Annotated in this window: 19 protein-coding genes and 1 riboswitch; of the genes, 5 read left to right on the forward strand and 14 right to left on the reverse strand. The window is 65.8% G+C overall.

Going from position 1 to position 22533, the window contains the following annotated elements:
* Window positions 1-9: 9 nt before the first annotated feature.
* The 6 genes from typA to ABFX56_RS04420 form a co-directional block, all read right to left on the reverse strand.
* A complete protein-coding gene (gene typA, locus ABFX56_RS04395; RefSeq protein ID WP_346232050.1) occupies window positions 10-1917 on the reverse strand; it encodes a translational GTPase TypA in 1908 nt (635 codons plus the stop codon).
* A gap of 146 nt (window positions 1918-2063) precedes the next feature.
* A complete protein-coding gene (locus tag ABFX56_RS04400; protein ID WP_346232051.1) occupies window positions 2064-3938 on the reverse strand; it encodes an ABC transporter substrate-binding protein in 1875 nt (624 codons plus the stop codon).
* The gene (locus tag ABFX56_RS04405) at window positions 3922-5670 is read right to left on the reverse strand and encodes a dipeptide ABC transporter ATP-binding protein (RefSeq protein WP_346232052.1); all 1749 of its coding nucleotides are present in this window, start codon (window positions 5668-5670) and stop codon (window positions 3922-3924) included. The genes ABFX56_RS04400 and ABFX56_RS04405 overlap by 17 nt, the downstream gene beginning before the upstream one ends.
* Window positions 5667-6647, reverse strand: a complete 981-nt coding sequence (locus ABFX56_RS04410) for an ABC transporter permease (RefSeq protein ID WP_346232053.1) — start codon at window positions 6645-6647, stop codon at window positions 5667-5669. The genes ABFX56_RS04405 and ABFX56_RS04410 overlap by 4 nt, the downstream gene beginning before the upstream one ends.
* Window positions 6637-7566 (reverse strand): ABC transporter permease, encoded by a 930-nt coding sequence (locus ABFX56_RS04415; protein WP_346232054.1) that lies wholly within the window; start codon window positions 7564-7566, stop codon window positions 6637-6639. Before ABFX56_RS04415 ends, ABFX56_RS04410 begins: the two co-directional genes overlap by 11 nt.
* A gap of 192 nt (window positions 7567-7758) precedes the next feature.
* On the reverse strand, window positions 7759-9381 hold the full coding sequence (locus tag ABFX56_RS04420; RefSeq protein WP_428834399.1) for a peptide ABC transporter substrate-binding protein: 1623 nt from the start codon (window positions 9379-9381) through the stop codon (window positions 7759-7761).
* A 322-nt stretch (window positions 9382-9703) separates the two neighbouring features.
* Here ABFX56_RS04420 and ABFX56_RS04425 point away from each other — a divergent pair, with 322 nt between their 5' ends.
* Window positions 9704-10492, forward strand: a complete 789-nt coding sequence (locus ABFX56_RS04425) for a CPBP family intramembrane glutamic endopeptidase (RefSeq protein WP_346232055.1) — start codon at window positions 9704-9706, stop codon at window positions 10490-10492.
* Between the two features lie 163 nt (window positions 10493-10655).
* On the opposite strand, the gene gcvP is transcribed toward ABFX56_RS04425, so the two are convergent.
* The 6 genes from gcvP to ABFX56_RS04455 form a co-directional block, all read right to left on the reverse strand.
* Window positions 10656-13547, reverse strand: coding sequence for an aminomethyl-transferring glycine dehydrogenase (gcvP, locus tag ABFX56_RS04430; protein ID WP_346232056.1), 2892 nt, complete (start codon window positions 13545-13547; stop codon window positions 10656-10658).
* Window positions 13547-13933, reverse strand: a complete 387-nt coding sequence (gene gcvH / locus ABFX56_RS04435; RefSeq protein WP_346232057.1) for a glycine cleavage system protein GcvH — start codon at window positions 13931-13933, stop codon at window positions 13547-13549. The genes gcvP and gcvH overlap by 1 nt, the downstream gene beginning before the upstream one ends.
* Complete coding sequence (gcvT, locus tag ABFX56_RS04440; protein WP_346232058.1) at window positions 13933-15069, reverse strand: glycine cleavage system aminomethyltransferase GcvT; 1137 nt, start codon at window positions 15067-15069, stop codon at window positions 13933-13935. The genes gcvH and gcvT overlap by 1 nt, the downstream gene beginning before the upstream one ends.
* A gap of 171 nt (window positions 15070-15240) precedes the next feature.
* A riboswitch (glycine riboswitch) is annotated at window positions 15241-15334 on the reverse strand.
* Window positions 15335-15427: 93 nt separating this feature from the next.
* On the reverse strand, window positions 15428-15670 hold the full coding sequence (locus ABFX56_RS04445; RefSeq protein ID WP_346232059.1) for a hypothetical protein: 243 nt from the start codon (window positions 15668-15670) through the stop codon (window positions 15428-15430).
* Between the two features lie 65 nt (window positions 15671-15735).
* The gene (locus tag ABFX56_RS04450; RefSeq protein WP_346232060.1) at window positions 15736-16557 is read right to left on the reverse strand and encodes a hypothetical protein; all 822 of its coding nucleotides are present in this window, start codon (window positions 16555-16557) and stop codon (window positions 15736-15738) included.
* Window positions 16558-16730: 173 nt separating this feature from the next.
* On the reverse strand, window positions 16731-16979 hold the full coding sequence (locus ABFX56_RS04455; protein WP_346232061.1) for an SCO4226 family nickel-binding protein: 249 nt from the start codon (window positions 16977-16979) through the stop codon (window positions 16731-16733).
* A 219-nt stretch (window positions 16980-17198) separates the two neighbouring features.
* On the opposite strand from ABFX56_RS04455, the gene ABFX56_RS04460 reads away from it, so the two are divergent.
* The 3 genes from ABFX56_RS04460 (at window position 17199) to ligD (ending at window position 19854) form a co-directional block, all read left to right on the forward strand.
* Window positions 17199-17822 (forward strand): hypothetical protein, encoded by a 624-nt coding sequence (locus ABFX56_RS04460; protein ID WP_346232062.1) that lies wholly within the window; start codon window positions 17199-17201, stop codon window positions 17820-17822.
* 11 nt (window positions 17823-17833) lie between these two features.
* The gene (locus ABFX56_RS04465; protein ID WP_346232063.1) at window positions 17834-18502 is read left to right on the forward strand and encodes an alpha/beta hydrolase family protein; all 669 of its coding nucleotides are present in this window, start codon (window positions 17834-17836) and stop codon (window positions 18500-18502) included.
* Window positions 18503-18615: 113 nt separating this feature from the next.
* On the forward strand, window positions 18616-19854 hold the full coding sequence (ligD, locus tag ABFX56_RS04470; protein ID WP_346232064.1) for a non-homologous end-joining DNA ligase: 1239 nt from the start codon (window positions 18616-18618) through the stop codon (window positions 19852-19854).
* A 24-nt stretch (window positions 19855-19878) separates the two neighbouring features.
* On the opposite strand, the gene ABFX56_RS04475 is transcribed toward ligD, so the two are convergent.
* Both ABFX56_RS04475 and ABFX56_RS04480 read right to left on the reverse strand, forming a co-directional pair.
* On the reverse strand, window positions 19879-20772 hold the full coding sequence (locus tag ABFX56_RS04475) for an RNA polymerase sigma-70 factor (protein ID WP_346232065.1): 894 nt from the start codon (window positions 20770-20772) through the stop codon (window positions 19879-19881).
* 9 nt (window positions 20773-20781) lie between these two features.
* On the reverse strand, window positions 20782-21372 hold the full coding sequence (locus ABFX56_RS04480; RefSeq protein ID WP_346232066.1) for a carboxymuconolactone decarboxylase family protein: 591 nt from the start codon (window positions 21370-21372) through the stop codon (window positions 20782-20784).
* 158 nt (window positions 21373-21530) lie between these two features.
* On the opposite strand from ABFX56_RS04480, the gene ABFX56_RS04485 reads away from it, so the two are divergent.
* Window positions 21531-22478, forward strand: coding sequence for an NHL repeat-containing protein (locus ABFX56_RS04485; protein ID WP_346232067.1), 948 nt, complete (start codon window positions 21531-21533; stop codon window positions 22476-22478).
* Window positions 22479-22533: the final 55 nt, after the last annotated feature.

The raw sequence follows: 22533 nt of genomic DNA on the forward strand, positions 1-22533 counted from the left end.
GGCCGAGCGCTACGCGTTCTGCTTCTTGACCCGCGAGTTGGACCGCGCCCGAGAACTTGCATCCAATTCCACCTTGCGGATCCGGATGCGCTCCGGCGTCACCTCGACGCACTCATCCTCGCGGGCGAACTCCAGGCACTCCTCCAGCGTGAGTTGGCGCGGGGGTGTCATCCGCTCGAACTCGTCGCTGACCGACTGGCGCATGTTGGTGAGCTTTTTCTCCTTGGTGATGTTCACGTCCATGTCCTCGTTGCGCGAGTTCTCACCGATCACCATGCCTTCGTACACCTCTTGCGTCGGCTCGACGAAGAAGCTCATCCGCTCCTGCAGGGCCACGATGGCGAATGGGGTGACCACTCCGGAGCGGTCGGCGACGATAGACCCGTTGTTGCGGGTGACGATGTTCCCGGCCCATTCGTCGTATCCGTGGGAGATGGCGTTGGCGATTCCGGTGCCGCGGGTGATGGTGAGGAACTCGGTGCGGAAACCGATGAGTCCGCGCGCCGGGACGATGAACTCCATGCGCACCCAGCCGGTGCCATGGTTCGACATGCCGTCCATGCGACCCTTGCGCGCCGCCAGCAGTTGCGTCACCGCACCCAGATACTCTTCTGGCACGTCCACGGTAAGCCGCTCGTAGGGCTCGTGGGTCTTGCCGTTCACCTGTTTGGTGACCACCTGGGGTTTGCCGACGGTGAGCTCGTAACCCTCGCGACGCATCTGCTCGACCAGGATGGCCAGGGCGAGTTCTCCGCGACCCTGGATCTCCCAGGCATCCGGACGCCCGATGTCCACAAGTTTAATCGAGACGTTGCCGACGAGCTCCCGGTCGAGGCGGTCCTTGACCATGCGGGCGGTGAGTTTGTGCCCCTTGACCTTGCCGATCAACGGCGAGGTGTTGGTGCCGATCGTCATCGAGATCGCGGGGTCGTCGACCTTGATGATCGGCAGCGGGCGCACGTCATCGGGGTCGGCGAGTGTCTCACCGATGGTGATGTCGTCGATGCCGGCCACGGCGACGATGTCGCCGGGTCCGGCGGACTCGGTCGGGTACCGGTCTAGCGCACGGGTCTTCAGCAGCTCGGTGATCCGCACGTTCGTGACGCTGCCGTCGTGCCGCACCCAGGCCACGGTCTGGCCCTTGTGGATGGTGCCGTTGAACACTCTCAGCAGCGCAAGGCGGCCCAGGAACGGCGACGCGTCGAGGTTGGTGACGTGCGCCTGCAACGGATGCTCATCATCGTAGCGCGGCGCCGGGATGTGCGTGAGGATCGACTCGAACAGCGGCTCGAGGTCCGCATTGTCGGGAAGCGTTCCGTTCTCGGGCTTGTTGAGGCTCGCAGCGCCGTTGCGGCCGGATGCGTAGACCACCGGCACGTCGAGGATCTTGTCCAGGTCGAGGTCGGGCACGTCGTCGGCGAGGTCGCCGGCCAGCCCGAGCAGCAGGTCCTGGGACTCGGACACCACATCGTCGATGCGCGCGTCCGGGCGGTCGGTTTTGTTCACCAGCAGGATGACGGGGAGTTTGGCTTCCAGCGCCTTCCGCAGCACGAACCGGGTCTGCGGCAGCGGACCCTCGCTCGCATCGACCAGGAGTACGACGCCGTCGACCATGGACAGGCCGCGTTCGACCTCGCCTCCGAAGTCGGCGTGACCGGGCGTGTCGATCACGTTGATGGTGATCGGCCCGTCGGTGGCGTGGATGCCGCGGTAGGTGACCGCGGTGTTCTTGGCCAGGATCGTGATGCCTTTTTCGCGCTCGAGGTCGTTCGAGTCCATGGCACGGTCTTCGAGGTGTGCGTGTTCGGCGAACGAGTTGGTCTGCCGGAGCATCGCGTCGACGAGGGTCGTCTTGCCGTGGTCGACGTGGGCGACGATCGCCACATTGCGCAAATCGTTGCGGCTGGCAATAGCCATACGAATGGGTTCCTTGACTGCTGGGCGCTGCACCCGCCGGACTCGCTGCCCGAGAAACCAGGCAGGGCGGCAGCGGTCAAACGCTGATGTGATGGTGTGGATGGAGGCGAGCAGCATCTGTGGCTCTAGTGCCCCGAAGGGACATTCTACCGTGAATTCGGGGTCGTCCATTTCCATGCGTTCCAGAGGATGCCGGCGGCCCGCGCGGACGGGGTCAGGCCGTTGACGCCACCGCCGGTGGCGACCAGTTGCGGGAACTGATAGAGCGGCACACCGTAGGCGTCGCGGAACAGCTGCTCGTCGATGGCTTGTCGCAATTCGGCCTGCCGCGCCGGGTCGGCGGCGACGCCCAGTTCCGCCAGCAGCGCATCCGTCTTCTGGCTTGAGTAAAAGTTGTAATTCCGGGCGCCATCGGTGCCGAACACCGCCGCGGCACCACCGGTGGCCGAGTTGGACTCACTCCAGGCGAACAGTGCGGCATCGTAGGCACCCGCCGTGCCCAGCAGGTTTGCCCAGTCCGGGCTTGAGCAGTCGCTGACGACGAAACCGGCCCGCTGGGCATGGGCTTGCAACAAAGTGAATTCCTGCTTGCGACGTGGGTTGCCGCTGTCGAACAGCACGCACACGGAAGGATGTTCCACCGCGGCCTGCGCGAGAAGTCGCTGCGCTCCGACGACGTCGACGTCGTCGAACGCGTCGGAACCGTTGGCTGCCACGCTGGCCGAGTACTGCGCCGCGCCGGGCAGGAACAGCCAGGAGGAGCGCAGCGGCGCGTGAGGGTGCACTGGTGCCACGAGTTCCCGGAGAATCTCTCGACGCGGTACGACTTTGAGGAACGCTTCCCGCACCATGGGGTTATCGAAGCTTCCACTGCGGCTGCGGGCGAACTGCAGATCCACGTGTTCGTAGTCGTCGGCGAAGCCGGCCACCACGCGGGCACCCGGAATGGCGTGCAACGCCGCAGCGAGGTCCGCGCTGCCCGCCGCGGCGACGACGTCCACGGCGCGCTCGCGCAGTGCCTGGGCCTGACTCAGGGGGTCGGTGATGAACCGCACCGTGATCTTCTCGATGTGCGGCTTGTGGTGTCCGGCGTACTTCGGGTTGGCGGTCAGGGTGACGTGGTCACCGTCGCTGAAGTCGGTGACCGTGTACGGCCCCGTACTCAGCAGCTGATCCGTGCGGACCGGTGTGACGCCGCCGGGCTGCTCGGAAAGGTTGAATCCCGAGTTCCAGAACCGCGAGATGGCCGCGAGATCGTGAGTGGTGCGGTGCTGGATCGCCGTGATGAGCGCCGATTTGGCCGTGCTGGCATCCTTCGCCGCCAGCGCGTGCTCCGCCACGATGTGTGCGGGAAGACCCACCTCAAGCAAGAGCTGCCAGTCCGGAACGTAATTGTCGTACCTGAGAGTGATCGAGCGGGCGTCGTCGCTGACCTGGGGGATGGTGCTGACCTGGCTCAGGCCGGCGCTGGTTGCGCCGTCGAAGAAGACCACGTCTCTCGGGAAGTCCGCCGTGAACCGCCCGGTGCCGGCGTCGACGTACGGTGCCGGGTCGAAGTCCGGGGTGTTCAGCGCGCCGGAATTCGCGGCCCACGCGAGCAGCAGGTCGGCGGCATCCACCTTCGCACCGTCCGACCACCTCACCCCGTCGCGGATCGTGTAGCGCACGGTGAACGGATGCGTGGACAGTACGCGGTAGCTGCCGAACGAGCTGTCCGGCACCAGCGTGCCGTGCTCATCGTACGAGTTGAACGAGGATGCGGTGGCTTCCCGGATGGCGGTGTTCCCGGGTGAGTGGCCGTAGGACGTGGCGTCGTTATAGGAAAAGAACGGTGTGCCGGTGGCCACGACCACGGCGCTGTTCCGCTCGATGGTGTCCGTCTCGCCCCAGGGCCCCGTGCAGGCCGAGATCGCGAGCACGGGCACCAGCAGCAACGCCAGGGTCAGCGCCGCTCGGGCGGCACTGGGGCGCTTCGGCGGCGAGCCCGGGTTGGATGGACGCAGTTTAGACGCCGAGCGCAAGTCCGGCGCCGGGAATCGCGTTGAGCAAGTCCCTGGTGTAGTCCTGTTGCGGGTTGTCGAAGACGTCGTCGACGGTGGAGGCCTCCACGACACGACCGTGCTGCATAACGCAGACATGATCGGCGATCATCCGCACCACCGCGAGGTCGTGGGTGATGAACAGGTAGGTGAGCCCCATCTCCGATTGCAACTCGGCCAGCAGCGCGAGGATCTGACCCTGAACCAGCACGTCGAGCGCGGAAACCGCCTCATCGAGGATGACGATCTCCGGTTTGAGCGCGAGCGCCCTGGCCACCGCGACCCGCTGGCGCTGCCCTCCGGAGAGTTCTCCGGGGTACCGCGTGGCCAGGCTCGTTGGCAGCGCCACCTGGTCGAGAAGTTCGCTCACGCGCGCGCGCCGCGAGGCGGTGTCCCCCACCTTGTGCACCATCAACGGCTCCGCGATGGTGTTGCCGATGTTGCGCAGCGGGTCGAGCGAACCGTACGGGTCTTGGAACACCGGCTGCATCTTGCGACGCAGTGCCAGCAGCTTGCGACCCTTGAGCGGCGCGGTGTCGACGCCGTCGATGGTGATCTGCCCGCTCGTGACGTCTTCCAGTCGCAGCAACAGTTTGGCCACGGTGGATTTGCCGGAACCCGACTCACCGACCAGCGCCATGGTCGTGCCGCGCTCGATCGAGAAGGACACGTCGTCGACGGCCTTGAACTGTCGAGCGTCGCCCTTGACGCCGCGGATCTTGAACACCTTGGTCAGCGACTCAACCACGATCGCGTTGTCGTGAACCCCGGAGGCGGCCTGCTTCGCCGCACGATCCTCGGCGGCGTGTACCAGGTCCACGTCCGCCGCCGCCGCGGGTGCGGTGTAGTCGAGGTCGATGAGGCTCTTGCTCGAGGACTGAATCCGCCGGGACGCGAGGCTGGGTGCTGCGGCGACCAGGCGCTGCGAATACGGATGCTGCGGGTTCTCCAGGATTTCCCGGGACGGGCCGGACTCGACAACCTTGCCGTGGTACATCACCACGAGTTGCTCCGCGCGCTCTGCGGCGAGGCCGAGGTCATGCGTGATGAACAGCAGTGCGGTGCCCAGGTCGCGAGTCATGCTCTCGAGATGGTCGAGGATGACGCGCTGCACCGTCACATCCAGCGCCGAAGTCGGCTCGTCGGCGATGAGCAGCTTCGGGCGGGAGGAGAGCGCCATACCGATGAGCACCCGCTGCCGCATGCCGCCGGAGAACTGGTGCGGGAACTGGCGCAAGCGCTTGTCGGCGTCGGCGAGCCCGGCCTCCTTGAGTACCTGGATGGCGTGTTTCTTGACGTCCTTGCCGGTCGCGATCCCGTTGGCGCGGATCGTCTCCTCGACCTGGAAGCCTATGCTCCACACCGGGTTCAGGTTGGACATCGGGTCTTGCGGGACGAATCCGATCAGGCGCCCGCGTACCTCTTCCATCTGCTTCTCGTTTAGCTTGGACAGGTCCCTGCCCTCGAAGAGCACTTCGCCGCCGGTGATCTTCCCGGTGCCGGGAAGCAGGTTGATGATCGAGTGGGCGGTGGTGGACTTGCCCGATCCGGATTCACCGACGATGGCGACGGTGTGGCCGGGCATCAGGGTGAGGTCCACGCCTTGCAGGGCAGGAACCGAGCCGTGCTGGGTTTGGAACGCTACCTCGAGTCCTTTGATCTCGAGGAGCGGTCCGCCGGTGAGTCGATCGGGCGCGGGGAGGACCTGGGTCATCGCTGTGCCCTCGCCTTCGGGTCGAGCGCATCTCGCAGGACCTCGCCGAGCGAGACAAACGCGAACACGGTGATGGACAGGGCGATCGAGGGGTAGATCAGTGTCTGGGGGGCCGTTCGAAGGTCGACCTGGGCATGGTTGATGTCGTTGCCCCACGACATGATGTCACTACCCATGCCGACGCCGAGGAAGGACAAGCTCGCCTCGGCGACGATCGCGCCGGCGAGGGACAGTGTGGTGACCACAATCACCGGGGCGATCGAGTTCGGCAACACGTGCTTGAGCATGATCTTGAACCGCGACATCCCGAGCGCCGTGGACGCCATGACGAAGTCGGCGCTCTTGACCCGGAAGATCTCCGATCTCAGAACGCGGGCGGTTCCGGGCCAAGCAAACGCACCGATCGCCAGGGAGATGCTCCACACGCTGCGGTATTGAGACAGCACCGACATCACGACGACGGCGGCCAGGATGTAGGGGATCGAGAAGAAGATGTCGCCGACCCGGGAGAGCACCGAGTCGATCCAACCGCCGTAGAAGCCGGAGAATGCACCGAAGACAACGCCGAAGAAGGTGGTCATCACGATCACGATGACACCGACGCTGAGCGAGGTCGAAGTGCCGTGGATGATGCGCGAGTAGACGTCGCAGCCCAGTTTGGTGAAGCCGAGCGGATGTCCGGCGGTGGGCCCGGCGTTGCTGTTCGACAGGAAGCACTGATTGTTCGGTGGCACCTGGGTGAACAGGCCGGGGAACAGCGCGACCACGGTGATCAGCACAATCAACGCCGAGGAGATCCAGAAGACCGGACGGCGGCGCAGGTCACGCCAGGCGTCGAGCCACAGGTTGCTGCGCTCCTCGTCGACATTGACCGCGTCGATGGCACCGACCAGGGGCGCCCGTTCCACCGAGGCGACGAAGTGGGTCTGGGTGAGCCGGCCGCCCGTGGCCAGCTCGTCGCTGAAGTTACTTGACATAGCGGATCCTTGGGTCGAGCAGGCCGTAGAACAGGTCCACTATGAGATTGACGGCGAGGTAGAGCAGCACCATGATGGTCACGAACGAGACCACCGTGGGATTCTCGCCTCGGAGAATGGCCTGGAACAGGGTATTACCCACGCCAGGCACATTGAAGATACCTTCCGTGATGGTGGCACCCACCAGCAGCACGCCGAAATCCACGGCCAGGTACGTGACGACCGGTATCAGCGAGTTTCGCAGGATGTGCACCGGGATGATCCGCTTGCGGCTCAGGCCCTTGCTGTAGGCGGTACGGACAAAGTCCATTCCGGAGGTCTCGATCACCGATTCCCGGGTCAGTCGCATGATCTGGGCGAAGCTGGCCGAGGCCAGCACCAGCCCCGGCAGTATCAAGTCCTGGATCGGGGCGCCGACGCCCACTGTCGTCCTGGCCCAGCCCAGCCAGATTCCGAACACGTACTGGGCGACGAACGCGATCACGAAGATCGGCAGTGAAATCAGGATCAGGCCGACCGCCAGTGAGTTCGCGTCGAAGAGCTTGCCCTTCCGCAATCCCGCGACCAGCCCGACGAGGATGCCGAAGAATGCCTGGAAGACGACCGCGATGATCGCCAGCCGTGCCGTCACCGGGAAGGTGCGGGCGAGCACCTGAGAGATGGGCTCACCCGAGAAGGACATGCCGAAATCACCACGGAAGATGCCGCCGATGTAAATGAAGTACTGCACGATGAACGGCTGGTCAAGGTGGTACTGGGCGCGCAGCGCCTCCACCAGTGCCGGGTTAGGAGTCCGCTCTCCGAACATCCCGATGATCGGGTCACCGGGCATCACGAAGGTCATGTAGTAGATAAGCAGCGTGGTGCCGAAGAACACCGGCACGGCTTGAAGGAACCGTCGGAAGATATAACCGGCCATGGGGCTACATTGCCTTCGGAACGGGAGATCTGTACATAGGAAAGTGCGACCTATCTGTGTTGGAGCGAAACCCTCGTGGGGCCAGCACCGAGATTACACGCGCGCAAGGGGTAAAAGGCACCGCGCTCGCAGAGTCATGCCAAGGGCGACGACGCGTGCGTCGCCGCCCCTGGCAGTAACCGGCTACTACTACTAGTCCTTCTTGGTGATCTCGTAGTACAGCGGCACGGAGTTCCAGCCGAAGTGCACGTTCTGCACATCAGGGCCGAAGCCACCGGTCACGTTCGAGTACCACAGCGGGATCGCCGGCAGGTCCTTCAGCAGGATCTCCTGAGCCTGCTGGAAGTCCTTGTTCGCGGCATCCAGATCGGTTTCCGTCGAGCCCTTCTTCAAGAGCGCGTCGAAGTCCGGGTTGGAGTAGTCACCATCGTTGGATCCGGCGTTGGTGCCATACAACGGCCCGAGGAAGTTGAACAACCCCGGGTAGTCAGCCTGCCAACCGGTGCGGAACGCGGTCTGGATCGTGCGGTTCGTGATCAGAGTACGAGCCTCCTTGAACGTCGGGTACGGCGCACCCGACGCGTCGATGCCCAGTACGTTCTTGATGCTGTTCGTCACAGCGTCGACCCAGCCTTGGTGGCCGCCGTCGGCGTTGTAGGCGATCTGGAACTTACCGGTCCACGGGGAGATCTTGTCGGCCTGAGCCCACAGATCCTTCGCCTTCTTCTCGTTGAACTTGAGAACGTCGGCACCCTTGAGCTTGTTCGACCAGCCGTCGATGACCGGCGAGGTGAAGTCAGACGCCGGCGTACGAGTGTCCTGGAAGATCACCTTGGTGATCTCCGGGCGGTTGATCGCCATCGACAGAGCCTGGCGACGCAGTGTGCCTTCCTCTCCACTGAAGTGCGGAAGACGGGACGGGATGGTGAAGGACTGGAAAATCGCGGCCGGCTGGTTCACAGCGCGGTCACCGAGGTCCTTCTTGTAGGTCCCGAACGCGCTGTCCGGAATGGCATCCAGCACGTCAAGGTTGTTCCCGAGCAGATCGGAGTAGGCCGCGCCCTGGTTCGCGTAGAACGTGATCGTCAGTCCACCGTTGTGGGCCTTGCGTCCGCCGTCGTAACCGGGGTTCACCTTGAGGTCGATCTTCACGTTGTGCTGCCACGCCGTCGGGCTGGCGAACATGTACGGTCCGTTGCCGATCGGGTTTTGACCGAACGCCTCGAGGTCCTTCCATGCCGACTCCGGCAGCGGGAAGAACGCCGAGTAGCCAAGACGCAGCGGGAAGTCCGCCAGCGCCGAGGTCAGCGTCACCGTGAACGTGTTGTCGTCGACGACCTTCAGGCCGGTGAGGTCGGTGTCCGCGTCGTAGCTGAATCCTTCGATGTCCTCGAAGAAGTAGCTGGACAGCTGCTTGTTGCTCGCCAGAGCACCGTACTTCCAGGCCTTGACGAAGCTGTCCGCCGTGACGGGCTCACCATCGGTGAACTTCTGGCCAGGCTTGATCTTGATCGTGTAGGTCTTGTTGTCGCTGGTCTTGATCGACTCGGCAACGTCGTTGTGCGGAGCACCCTTCTCGTCGTAGTAGACGAGTCCCGCGAACATCGCGTCGAGGATCTTACCGCCGCCGGTTTCGTTGGTGTTGGTCGGGATCAGCGGGTTCTGCGGCTCGGAGCCGTTGGTCGTGATGACGGCCGTGGACGACGCTGAACTCGATGCCTTCGGGGCCGGCGCGGACGGTCCGCATCCCGTCAATATCATCGCGGTCGCGAGGCCGATGCCCGCGGCCGCTAAGGCGGTCCGATTGATCTTCAATTTTCCTCCTGGTGCAATGGCGTAACGGCTCGGAGCTTATGGCACCGTCCGTGTGGTGTATTAAAGAACCCTAAACACACAGGTTCCCCTCAGCCAAAATGGTAAACGTAAACGGTACCTAGTTGTGATCCACACGCCAGATCTTGCAGTTTTCCTACAAATTATTGCGCCGCCGGCCTGGGATGCGCACTAATCCAGCTATCCCGAGAGTTGATCGCTATTGTCCTTTTGGACGGCGAACGCTCGTCAGGGCTCGTCAGGGCTCGCCGGGGCTTGTCGGTTGCTCGTTCCTGCCGCTCCGGGGTCACGGTACGATCGAGCCGTGCCAGCCGAGCTCTCGCCCGTACCGCAGGATAAGGCGGCACCGCACCGCCGCATCCGGGTTGAGATCCTGCTGGTGCTCGGCCTGTCCCTCGGCGCTTCTGCGGTGTACTCCGTCGTCGCGATTCTGGCGAGGCTTACCCAGAAGACCCCGCTGTCGTCGCAGACTGCCACCCTGAACAACTCGCTCAGCAACCGGCCGGGGTTCGACCTGACCTATCAGTTGCTGTCGGTCTTGTTCGATCTGGTTCCGGTCGCCCTCGCCGCCTTTCTGCTGTGGCGGGTGACCCGGCCGCACCTGAGCAGGCTTGGCATTGACGGCAGTCGGCCGTGGCGGGATGCGCTCGCCGGGCTGGCTCTCGCCGTGGTCATCGGCGTTCCGGGACTTGCGCTCTATCTGCTGGGGCATGCGATCGGCATCACCGTGCGGGTGCAGCCGAACGCGTTAGACACCTACTGGTGGACGATTCCGGTGCTGCTACTGTCGGCGCTGCGTGCCGGCGTCGTGGAGGAAGTCCTCGTCGTCGGATACCTGTTCGCGCGCCTGGGGGACCTGGGCTGGAGGAAGTGGCCGATCATCCTCACCAGCGCCGTGCTGCGGGGCTCGTACCATCTCTACCAGGGGTTCGGATCGTTCGTCGGCAATGTCGCCATGGGCGTGCTGTTCGGTTGGCTGTACACCAAGTACGGGCGGGTGCTGCCGCTGGTGGTGGCTCACTTCCTGCTGGATGCGGTGAGCTTCGTCGGCTACCAGTGGGCTGTCGCTGCCCTGCCCGCCCTCTTTGCCTGACCCCTCCCCTCTCCGTCCCGTTTCCTGTCTCTGCCCCGTTTCCTGTCTCTGCCCCGTTTCCTGTCTCTGCCCCGTTTCAAGGAAAAACTGTCACCGACCGGCCTGGTGATGCCGGAATCTGGGGCCCGGAGACAGAAACTCCGTGAAACGGGACTAGGGCAGGCTACTGGAAGGCCTCCGGCGGCGGGCAGGCGCACACCAGGTGGCGGTCACCGTAGGCGTTGTCGATGCGGCGGACCGGAGGCCAGTACTTGTCCACTAGCAGCGAGCGCACCGGGTAGGCGGCAACCTCCCGGCTGTACGGATGCTGCCACTCCCCCTGGATCAGGCTCCGGGCGGTGTGCGGTGCGCCGTGCAGCGGATTGTCGTCGACCGGCCACTGCCCCGCCGCGACGGCATCCGCTTCGGCCTTGATGGCGACCATAGCTTCGACGAACCTGTCGAGCTCGGCGAGGTCCTCGCTCTCGGTCGGTTCTACCATGAGCGTGCCTGCGACGGGGAAACTCATCGTCGGCGCGTGGAAGCCGTAATCGATGAGGCGCTTGGCCACGTCGTCCACGCTTATCCCGGTCGCCTCGGTGAGCGGCCGCAGATCCAGGATGCACTCGTGCGCGACCAGTCCGTTCTTGCCGGCGTAGAGCACCGGGTAGCTGTCCCGCAGCCGCACGGCGAGGTAGTTCGCCGCCAGCACCGCCGCGCCGGTGGCCTGCTTCAGCCCCTCGGCACCCATCATCCGGATATACGCCCAACTGATCGGCAGAATGCCTGGGCTGCCGAACGGGGCCGCCGAGACCGCCCGGCCCCAGACCGGCGAGCGCTGATCCAGCGGATGGCCTGGCAGGTACGGGGCCAGGTGCGCCTTGGCGGCAACCGGGCCGACGCCCGGCCCGCCGCCGCCGTGCGGGATGCAGAACGTCTTGTGCAGGTTCAGGTGCGAGACGTCGCCGCCGAAATCCCCGAACCGGGCGAAGCCGAGCAGCGCGTTGAGATTGGCGCCGTCCACGTAGACCTGCCCACCCGCGGCGTGCACCTCGCGGCAGATCTCGGCCACATCCTGCTCGTACACCCCGTGCGTCGACGGGTAGGTGATCATCAGCGCAGCGAGGTCGGATGCGTGCTCCGCAATCCTCGCCCGCAGATCGCCCAGGTCCACGTTGCCGTGCTCGTCACACGCGACCACGACCACCCTCAGGCCGGCCAGCACCGCCGAGGCGGCGTTAGTGCCGTGCGCGCTGGAGGGGATGAGGCAGACGCGACGTTGCTCCTGGCCGTTGGCGCGATGGTAACCGCGGATCGCGAGCAATCCGGACAGTTCGCCTTGGCTACCGGCGTTGGGCTGCAGGCTCACCGCGTCGTATCCGGTCACCTCGGCCAGCCACCCCTCGAGCTGGCCGATCATCGCCAGGTATCCCTCGACATCCGCCTTCGGTGCGAACGGATGGATGTCCGCGAATTCCGGCCAACTGACGGCTTCCATTTCGGCAGCCGCGTTGAGCTTCATGGTGCAGGACCCCAGCGGGATCATCCCCCGGTCGAGGGCGTAGTCCTTGTCGGCAAGGTACCTGAGGTAGCGCATCATCGCGGTCTCGGAGTGGTGCGTGCTGAACACCGGATGCGTGAGATACGCGCTCTTGCGTAGCAAGCCGGCGGGGATCCAGCCGTCGATGTCGGTGCGCGCCACGGCCGCACCATCGAGCAATTCCCGCTCGGCGCCGAGCACCCTGGCGATCACGAGCAGATCGCCGTCGTCGATCGTCTCATCGACGGACAGCTGTACCGTGTTCTGGTCCACCTTGCGGATCAGGAAGCCGGCATCATAGGCATCCTCGACCAGGGCGTCGGCGCTGCGGTCGGTGTGCAGTGTGAGGGTGTCGAAGTAGTTGCCGTGCACGACGGTGTGACCGCCGTCGGTGGCGGCTTCGGCGAGAAACCTGGCGCGGCGCGTGACGGCCTCGGCGATGTCGCGCAAGCCCTGTGCGCCGTGATACACCGCGTACATCCCGGCCATCACGGCCAACAGCACCTGCGCGGTGCAAATGTTGCTGGTTGCCTTCTCGCGGCGGATGTGCTGCTCGCGCACCTGCAACGCGAGGCGGTACGCGGGGTGCCCGTCGGCGTCTTGGGAGACGCCCACCAGCCGACCGGGCAACTGGCGCTCCAGCCCCTTCCGTACGGCCATGTAGCCGGCGTGCGGACCGCCGAAGCCCATCGGAACGCCGAAGCGCTGCGTGGTGCCCACGGCGACATCGGCGCCCAGTTCCCCGGGGGAGGTGAGCAGTGTGAGGGCGAGCAGGTCGGCCGCCACCACCGTGAGTGCTCCGGATGCCTTCGCCTGCCGGATGACGCTCGTGGGGTCCCACACCCGGCCGGAGGCGCCTGGATACTGCACGAAGACGCCGAAGCAGGCATCGGGCAGCTGCCGGCCGTCGTTCGAGGACGCGGGGAGGAACGGCAGCTCGACTAGTTCGATGCCCACGGCGGCGGCCCGGTTCGCGAGCACGGCCTTGGTCTGTGGCAGGGTATCGGCGTCCACGACGAAGACGTTGGAGTCGGACTTGGAGGCGCGCCGGGCCAGCAGCATGCCTTCGACCACAGCGGTGCTTTCGTCGAGCATCGAGGAGTTGGCCGTGTCGAGGCCGGTGAGGTCGGCGACCATGGTCTGGAAGTTGATCAACGCTTCCAGCCGGCCCTGGGAGATTTCCGGCTGATAAGGCGTGTACGCGGTGTACCAGCTCGGGTTCTCCAGCACATTGCGTTTGATCACGGCCGGGGTGATGGTGCCGTAGTAGCCCAGTCCGATCATCGACCGGTTCACCCGGTTGCGGGCTGCGAAACCGCGCAGTTCGGCCAGCGTGTCGCGTTCGCTGGCCGCCGGAGGCAGGGTGCCAGACCGGGCGCCGGCCGGCCGCTGCTGGATCGAGTCGGGTACCGCTGCGGCGACCAGTTCCTCCACGCTGCGATAGCCCAGCGTGTCGAGCATCGCCCGCTGCGCCGCAGCGTCCGTTCCGATGTGACGACTTTCGAACGGACGGACGACGCCGATGGAGTCGACCATCACTCCCCTACCAACGCGGTGTAGCCGTCGTAGGTGAGGAAGGTCGGGCCGCCCAGGTCCGCCGGCCGGGAGGCGGTGATCTTCACCATCCACCCCTCACCGAACGGATCGGTGTTGATCAACTCCGGGGCGGCCGCTACCGCGTCGTTCGTCTCGGCCACGGTGCCGTCCACTGGGGAGAAGAGCTCGCCGACCGACTTCGTCGACTCGATCTCGCCGATCACCGCGCCGGCGCTCACACTCGTGCCGACGGCAGGGAGCTCGACGAACACGACGTCGCCGAGCTTCTCCGCGGCGTAGTCGGTGATGCCCACGGTGGCGGTGTCGCCGTCGATCTGAAGCCACTCGTGCTCCGGCGTGTACCTGAATTGTGTCTTGTCAGCCATTACTTGGCCTCTCGTGTATAGAAGGGAAGGGGAACGATCTGGGCGGGAATCCTGGTTCCCCGCACGTCGAGGCACAGCGCAGTTCCAGTCCCTGCCAGTGGAGAGTCGACGTACGCCATGGCGATCGGATGTCCGAGGGTCGGCGACAGGGCGCCGCTGGTGATGGTGCCAACCTCGTGCGCCTGGCTCTGGGCTCCGTCGAACACGGCGTATCCGGCTCGTCCGGCGCGCTTGCCTTCCGCGGCCAGGCCGACTAGAACGCGCGCGCCTGCGGCGGGGCCGGATTCGACGGCGGCGCGCCCCACGAAGTCGCCGGGTTTGTTCAGGGCAACCACGCGGCCAAGCCCGGCCTGGATCGGGAAGGTGTCCTCATTGAGTTCGTGGCCGTACAGCGGCATCCCGGCTTCCAGTCTCAGGGTGTCCCGGCTGGCGAGGCCTGCGGGCATGAGCTCGGTGCCGCCGGCCTCGGTGAGAGCGTGCCAGAGCTGCTGCGCGGCATCCGCTCGGACATACAGTTCGAAGCCGTCTTCGCCGGTGTAGCCGGTGCGGGCCACCAGCAGCGGCAGATCCCGGAACACCGCGTCGGTGCTGTGGTAATACCGCAGGTCAGCCAGCGGCACGCCGTACCGAGTGATGTCGGTTGCCGTCTCGACGACGGCCCGGGCCTTGGGTCCCTGCACGGCGATCAGCGCGTAGTCGTCGCTGCTGTCGGTGACGGTGACGTCGAATCCGGCGGCGCGTTCCGACAGCGCTGCGGCAGCCGCAAACCGGTTGCCGGCGTTGGCGACCACGAGAAAGGATCGCTCCGCCAGCCGGTAGACCACGACATCGTCGATGATGCCGCCGGTGTGGGCGAGCAGCAGACTGTATTTCGCCTGGTGGTTCGCGATGGTGGAGAGTCTGCCGGCAAGTGTGTAGTCGAGGAAGGCCGGCGCATCCGCGCCCTCGACCCGGATCTCGGCCATATGCGACAAGTCGAAAATACCGGCGCTGGTGCGCACCGCGTGGTGCTCGGCGAGGTCGCTTGTGTAGCGCACCGGCATTTGCCACCCGGCGAAGTCCGTGAAGCTGGCACCGGCAGCCTCGTGGATGGCATGCAGCGGTGAAAACCTCTGCGTGGGGACGGGTTCGGGCATGAGTTCTCCTGGCATGGGTCGCAAACAGAACTCCCCCTCTGTCATGAGCCTGAGAGCTTCATCGACCGTGGCCGATTTGCACCGTGGGCGGAACCGGACCGGTCCGAATTGAGCCCGATGATTTCGGCGAGCTCAATCCGAATCGCTTCGCGATTCGCTTTTCAGAGTGGCCAATTCGATGCGGTACGGAAGACCTGAGAGATTGGCGGGGAGGCTTGCTCCTTCGGTGTTCACCAGCGTGGGTGAACTCTCCCGCATCGTGTTGTGGCCCGATATTCGATTATCTGGCCAGTTTAGCTCCCGGTGGAGACGGAGTCTCCCCGCTTGACCGAACCCGTCCGGTGATCGAGCCGGAAACCTAGCGGGCCTGGTCGCTCTCGGCGCGCTGCCGCCACAGGTCGAGCGTGCCGTCCTCGATAGCGACCTTCGCAGCATCGACCTCCGCCGGAGTCACCAGCCCTTCAGCCACTGCGCCGTCGATGTCGGATGTCGAGAGCAGGATCGCTGCGGCGAGCACGTTCTTTGCCGTGACGTCCTCGGGCAGGGGGCCGCTCAAAATCGCCGATTCGGGACTGGCCGGCACGCTGGCGCAACCGGTCATTCCACCGCACACCAGCACACAGGCTAGTAAAGCGGCGGCGAGTCCCTTACTGTTACGCCACCGCCTCATCGACCAGAGTTCCCCTGACCGCCACCGCGGTTCGCTCGCGCGTTGTCGGCCTTCGCGTTGTGCTTATTGCCGTGCCCGCGCTCATTGGACTTCTGCTTCGTGCCGTCCGCGGACTCGGTACTGTCCGTTTGGCTGTCGCCACTGTCCGCCTCGTCGCCGGACTGGCTCTGGTCACTGGTCTGCCCGTCGTCACCGGTTTGACGCTCGAGCAGGTCCGCCGCCTTCGCGAGGCGCGCCTCGGCACGGGCACCCTGCTCCTGCAACTTCTGCAACGCGCTGTCTTGCTCTTCTTGCGGAAGCGCGGAGATGTCGCCGAGCTTTGCGGCCTGCCGTGCCTGCCACGCCTTGACGTGGTTCACCTGCATGTCGTACCGGAACTGATGTGCGCAGTCGTTCGCTCCGCCGGTCGCCGCCTCGCGGCACTGGACGAAGTCGGCCTTGATCTCATCGAACGCCGCGTGCCACTCCGCCGCGATGTCCTGCCACTGTCCGGTCTGGTCTTCGAGTTCGTCGTCCAGCACGCCGTCCGCCTCGTCGTCGGTGACCGCATCCGGATCGTCGATGTCGGACTGCGCGGTGTCCTGCACCTCGACCGAGATGAGTCCGGCGGCCACGGCGTCGTGGATGGCGCTGTTCAGCGCGTCGGCAAGACTGGCATCCTGCACCTCGACGCCGAGCCGGTCGAGCGCGGTGCTGGTGATCCAGGAGGCGACGTCGTCCTCGGTCGCAGCCTGGGCGGATGTCGCACCAAGCCCGACCATCCCCATCACGACGGCCGCAACGACGGCGGCACCCCCGAGTTTGCTGACGAATTTCATGTTTCCCCCAAACATGTCGTAATCGCTCAAGTTATACCGGCAATACGGCGCCGAACGCAAGAAAAACTTCCCGACAGCACAGCACCCGGCCTGCCACGCCCGCTAGCTCAATCGGAATTGCATCGCGATCCGCCTTTCCCAGCGGCCGATTCGAAGCAATCGATGACGCACCGTCACACGACGAGCGGCACCGGATGTACCTCGTCCGCCGGGTGCCCAGTGCGCTCGTGGATGCGCTTGACCGCCTCCGCGGACGGGGCTTCGGACAGGCAGAACACCATCCCGGATTCCGGGTCCGCCCAGGCCGTCTTGAAGTCAACGCCCTCCTCGTCCTGGATGGCGAGGTCCGCGTCGTGAGCCGCCCGCAAATCCTCGGCGGTGATACCTGCCATATGGTGGTGAACATCCATGAACTCGGGCATGATGGCGACCTCTCTAATTGGGTGCGGTAACGCTACTCGTGGGCACCACGGAGGTCAAGGGCTCGCGGTCGCGACCTGTTCCTACCGATTAAATGATCGATTCGGGTCTGGTCGACACACCTGGTCAAGTCAACTGGCTAGGCTCGACCAAAGGGTGACGGAGCCGGACCGGAGTGAAGTGTGAAACGCGCGTGGCACTGGTTTCATCACACGCGACGGGTGAGGATGAAGCCCTTCGACGAGTCGGCGCTCCCCACACCAAAGCCGCCCTCCGTCGCCGAAGCGACCTCGGACGGCCTGATGCTGGCCGAACACGCCGGACGGATGGCACTCAAAAACATCATCATCGTCGGGGCGTTGAGCGGATCGGGCTCGTACGACGCAGCCCAGTACCTTGACGCGGCAGCCGGCGTCCTGGAAGAGTTGGCGGACGAATTCGAGCAGGACGGCGAGCGGGTCGCCCGAGCGCTCCACTCGATCGAGTACCGCTCCGGCCGCGCCGTCCGGGCGCATGACTACCGGTTGGCCGACACCAAGAACCTGCGGGTGCGCCGTGCCGTTTTGGGATCTCTCGTCGACAGCCTGCGTGGGCTCCGTGACGACCGCGCCTACCTGGTGAACCTCGTTGAGAGCGCCCGCAAAGACGCGTGGGCCGACGTCTCACGGGAGGTGCAGGATGGCCTCGACCGCTCGGCCATCGTGGTGGATTCCTTCTACACGCGTGCCCGGCCAGGACGGATGCGACTTCTCGCCGCCGACCTGGACAGGCTGGCCGCGCAGAGGGATCGGGACGGCGAGCCGGGCGAGGCAGCTCGTCACCCTGAATCCCCAGCGCAGGCGTAGGTTCTGGAGCTATGGATGTCATCGCGCCCACATCGCTGGGTCCGGGGCGCCTCGTGCTGGATCCGGCGGACGCACCGGTAGCGGTGCTCTGGTCGGGCCACGGTGCCGGCGGCGGCATCGAGGCCAGGGACTTGACCGCGCTGGCCGCTCGGCTGCCGGGCCTTGGAATCACGGTCATCCGCCACGAACAGCCCTGGCGGGCCGCCGGACGGCGGGTTGCTCCCCGGCCGGCGGCGTTGGATGTGGCATGGCTGGACACCCTTTCTCAGGTTCGGGAACTGGCCGGCCAGCTGCCGCTCGTGGTAGGCGGCCGGAGCGCCGGTGCGCGCGTGGCCTGCCGAACCGCCGCGGCCACCGGAGCGGCCGCCGTCGTCTGCCTCGCCTTTCCGCTGCACCCGCCGAATAATCCGGCGCGATCGCGCTTGGCTGAGTTGCTGCTGCCTCGGGTGCCGACGCTGGTGTTGCAGGGTGAGCGAGACAGCTTCGGCACCGCGGCCGAGCTCACGGCCGAGCTCGCGCAGTACGTCCCCGGCACCGGACGCATCCGGGTGGTCGCGGTGCCCGACGCGGACCATGGGATGAAGGTTCGCGCTTCCTCAGCCCTCGGCTCCGACGGGGTGGCGGCGCTGCTGGCGTCATCCGTCGGTGACTTCATCCACGGGGTTGCGCTTGCCGGCTGATCCGGGCGCCGTGATCGGTGACGACTTCCGTCGACCAGAGTCACTCGCCACATCCGTCGACGGCTGACCAGCACGCCCTGTCCGTCGGGATCGCGCGGGGTTATGGTGAGCCCGTGAGCCCGGCGACGAGCAAGGCAGAGGTGCTGGAGATCGACGGCCGCGAGGTGCGAATCTCCCACCCCGACAAGGTGGTGTTCCCCGAGCCGGGCATCACGAAGCTTGAGCTGGTGCGGTACTACCTGGCCGTGGCAGACGGTGCGCTTCACGGGGTCGCGGGACGGCCGATGGTGCTGAAGCGGTTCGTGAAGGGCATCGGGGCCGAAGCGTTCTTCCAGAAACGCGCCCCGGATAATCGGCCGGAGTGGCTGGAGACCGCCACGCTCAGATACGCGTCGGGCAACTCGGCCGAAGAGGTCGTCGTCCGGGATGCCGCTGCCCTGGCCTGGGTGGTGAACCTCGGCTGCATCGACCTCAACCCGCATCCAGTCCGGGCCGAGGACCTGGACCATCCGGACGAGCTGCGGGTGGACCTCGACCCGATGCCGGGCGCCGACTGGCAGCAGATCGTCGACGTCGCGATGATCGCGCGCGACGTGCTGACCGATCACGGCCTGGTCGGTTGGCCGAAGACGTCTGGCTCCCGCGGCATCCACATCTACGCCAGGATTCAGCCGCGGTGGGACTACCGGGACGTGCGGCTCGCCGCCGAGACCCTCGCTCGGGAGGTCGAACGGAGAGCGCCCGGCATCGCCACCGCCAAATGGTGGAAAGAGGAACGCGGCGAGAGCGTGTTCGTCGACTTCAACCAGAACGCGAAAGACCGCACCGTCGCATCCGCCTACTCGGTGCGCCCGCTTCCGGATGCGCGCGTGTCGACGCCACTGAACTGGGCCGAGGTGCCGAGGTCCCGGCCGGAGGAGTTCACCGTGCGGTCGGTGCTCGAGCGGTTCGCCGAGCGTGGTGACCCGGCATCCGGTATCGATGACTCCGCAGGCAGCCTGGACCACCTGCTTGCCCTCGCCGAAGAGCTGGGGCCCGCCGAGAAACCGCCGAAGGCGTCGTCGGATGGCTCGGGGCGGCGCGCGTCGAGGATGCCGCTGATCGAGATCGCCCGGGCGAAGACGAAGTCTGAGGCGCTCGCGGGTCTGGAGCGCTGGAAGGAGAAGCATCCGGGGGTCGTGACGCTACTCGAGCCGGCCGACGTCTTAGTCGACGGGATGCGCGGCTCCAGCTCGCTCTGGTATCGCATCCGCGTGAACCTCCAGCACGTGCCCGAGAAGGAACGACCGAAGCAGGCGGAACTGGAGGTCGACTACGACCCATGGGCGGGGAAGAACCGGCCCGGGGCGTGAGCCCTGGGAATCGGTGCGTCGCCGTCACCGGCTGATGGCGGCCTCCTCATCGATCCGGCCGAGCTTGTCGGGATTCGCGATCGAAAAGATGCGCGTGATCCGTCCGCCGTCGATGGCCACGCCCAGGACCGCGAGCACTCGCCCGCCCATTTCCATCCGGATCCCCGGTTCCCCGTTGACCCTCGTCGCGACTGCGGCGACCGCGCCGCGCGTCTTCGCCATTCCGCCCAACACGTAGCGCGCCACTTTGTCGGCGCCCACGATCGGCCGCCGCGCTGCGCCCTGAACCTTCCCCCCGCCGTCGCCGACCGAGACCACGTCGGGCGCGAGCACATCCATGAGACCCTGAAGATCGCCGGTATTCATCGCCGCTACCAAACGGCCAACCACTTCCTCGAACTCGGAGCGAACGACGCGCACCCTGGGGCGGCGGGCCCAGACGTGGCGCTTCGCTCGATGGGCGATCTGCCGGACCGCCGCCGGGGTCTTATCAACGGCATCCGCGATCTCGTCGTATGGCACGTCGAAGACCTCGCGCAGCACGAAGACCGCGCGCTCGTCGGGCCCGAGTGTCTCCAGCACGGTGAGCATCGCGATGGAGAGACTCTCCGCGAGTTCGACGTCGTCCGCCACGTCGGGACTTATCAGCAGCGGTTCTGGAAGCCACTCGCCCACGTACTCCTCGCGGCGCCGGGCCACGGTGCGCAGCTGGTTGAGCGCCTGCCGAGTCACGAGGCGCACCAAGTACGCCCGCGGCTCGCGGATGTCGGACACGTCCACCGCCGCCCACCGGATCCAGGACTCCTGCAGCACGTCCTCGGCGTCCGCCGCTGAGCCCAGGAGCTCATACGCGACGGTGAACAGCAGCCCCCGGTGGACTACGAACGGATCCTCGTCGGCGCGCGCGAGACTACCCATGCCGGGAGCCTATGCCGCGCTGGAGGCGGCTGAGGGAACGGCAAGCGGGGGAAGGCCACAGGCATCCGCGAACTGCTCCGAGTGGATGCCGAGCGCTATGTTCATGCGCGCCGACATGTTGATGAACCCCACGCGTGCGGCGAGTTCGACCAGCGCCGCCGGGCCGAGTTCGGCCAGGAGCGCATCCGACAGCTCGTCGGTTACGGTGGGCGGTGTCTGGCTGGCGGCCTCCGCGTACTCCATGACCTTGCGCTCGGTAGCGGTGAAGACGGCGGAGTCTCGCCAGCGCGGTACCTCGCGGACCTTCGCCTCGTCGAGCCCATGATTGTGCGCCATGAAGTAGTTGAGATCGAGGCAGAAGCTGCAGCCGACCGTGGCGGCCGCAGCCATAGTTGCATACGACGCAAGGTTCTGGTCGAGTTCGCGCCAACTTTCGACCTTGCCGCCAATACCCATGGAGTCCTTCATGACAGCCTTGTGGTGCCACAGCACACCGACGGACTTGGGTACAAAGCCCAACTTCTTGCGGGCAGCGAATTTCACGAGCGCGCCGTACGCGCCGTTGATCTCGGTCAGGGGGATGCGGGTCTGAATGGTCAATGTCTTCTCCAATGTCGTCGACGAATCGTGTTCCTAGAGATGAGACACCGACCGACATCCGCCTGTGACATCCGCGAGGGCAATTCGATACGGCCACACCATCCTGTGATACTGCCCAAACCCCTTGACGCATGCCCGAGCCGGAGTATTTTGACCGCATGTTCAGTCGCATCGTCGCACGTACACTGTCCGCCACCGCGTTGGGTGCGCTCTTGCTGGCTACAGGAACACCCACCGCCCTTGCCGCACCGCAGGCGCCACCCGGCCACTTCCAGGATGTGATCGCGCTGCCCGACGCGTTCCAACCCGAGGGAATCGCGATCGGCCCCGGTGGCACCGGGTACGTCGGCTCACTGGTCGACGGAGACGTCTACGTGTTCGACGTGCGCACCGGCGAACAGATCACCACCCTTCAAGGCCCCGGCACGCCGTCGGTCGGTCTGAAGATCGACAACCGGGGCCGGCTGTTCATCGCGGGCGGGCCCACCGGCCAGGCGCGGGTCGTGGATGCCGCCACGGGTGCCCTGATCCAGAGTTACACCCTCACAACGGAGCCGTCGTTCATCAACGACGTCGTTCTCACACACGACGCCGCATGGTTCACGGACAGCTCGCAGGCCCAGCTCTACAAGCTTCCCCTCGGACCGGGCGGCGCCCTCCCCGACCCGGATGCAATCGAGGTCCTCCCGCTGACCGGCGACTGGGTGCAGCAGCCCGGCATCAACGCCAACGGCATCGCGGAAACACCGAATCATCAGGCGCTGCTGGTGATCCAGTCATCCACCGGCATCCTGTTCCGCGTCGATCCGGCGACCGGCGTCGCTACGACCGTCGACCTGGGCGGCGTGGTGCTCACCAACGGCGACGGTCTGCTCGTCGTCGGCCGCACACTGTATGTGGTGCAAAACCTGTCGAACACGGTCGCCGTCATCCGGCTCAATGCCGCAGGGACCAGTGGCGAACTCGTCGATCAGCGGACGGATGCGGACTTCCAGGTGCCAACGACCATAGCGAGGTTCGGCAACGCGCTCTACCTCCCGAACGCGCGGTTCGACACTCCGCCGACGCCCGACACTGAATACTCGGTGGTGCGCATCGAGCGGTGATTCACCGCCTGCTGGGTAGCGGCGGGCCGTGACTCGGGCTCAGGGCGTTACGACG

It is taken from the genome of Parafrigoribacterium mesophilum, from assembly GCF_039652555.1.
Classification (GTDB): Bacteria; Actinomycetota; Actinomycetes; order Actinomycetales; family Microbacteriaceae; genus Parafrigoribacterium; species Parafrigoribacterium mesophilum.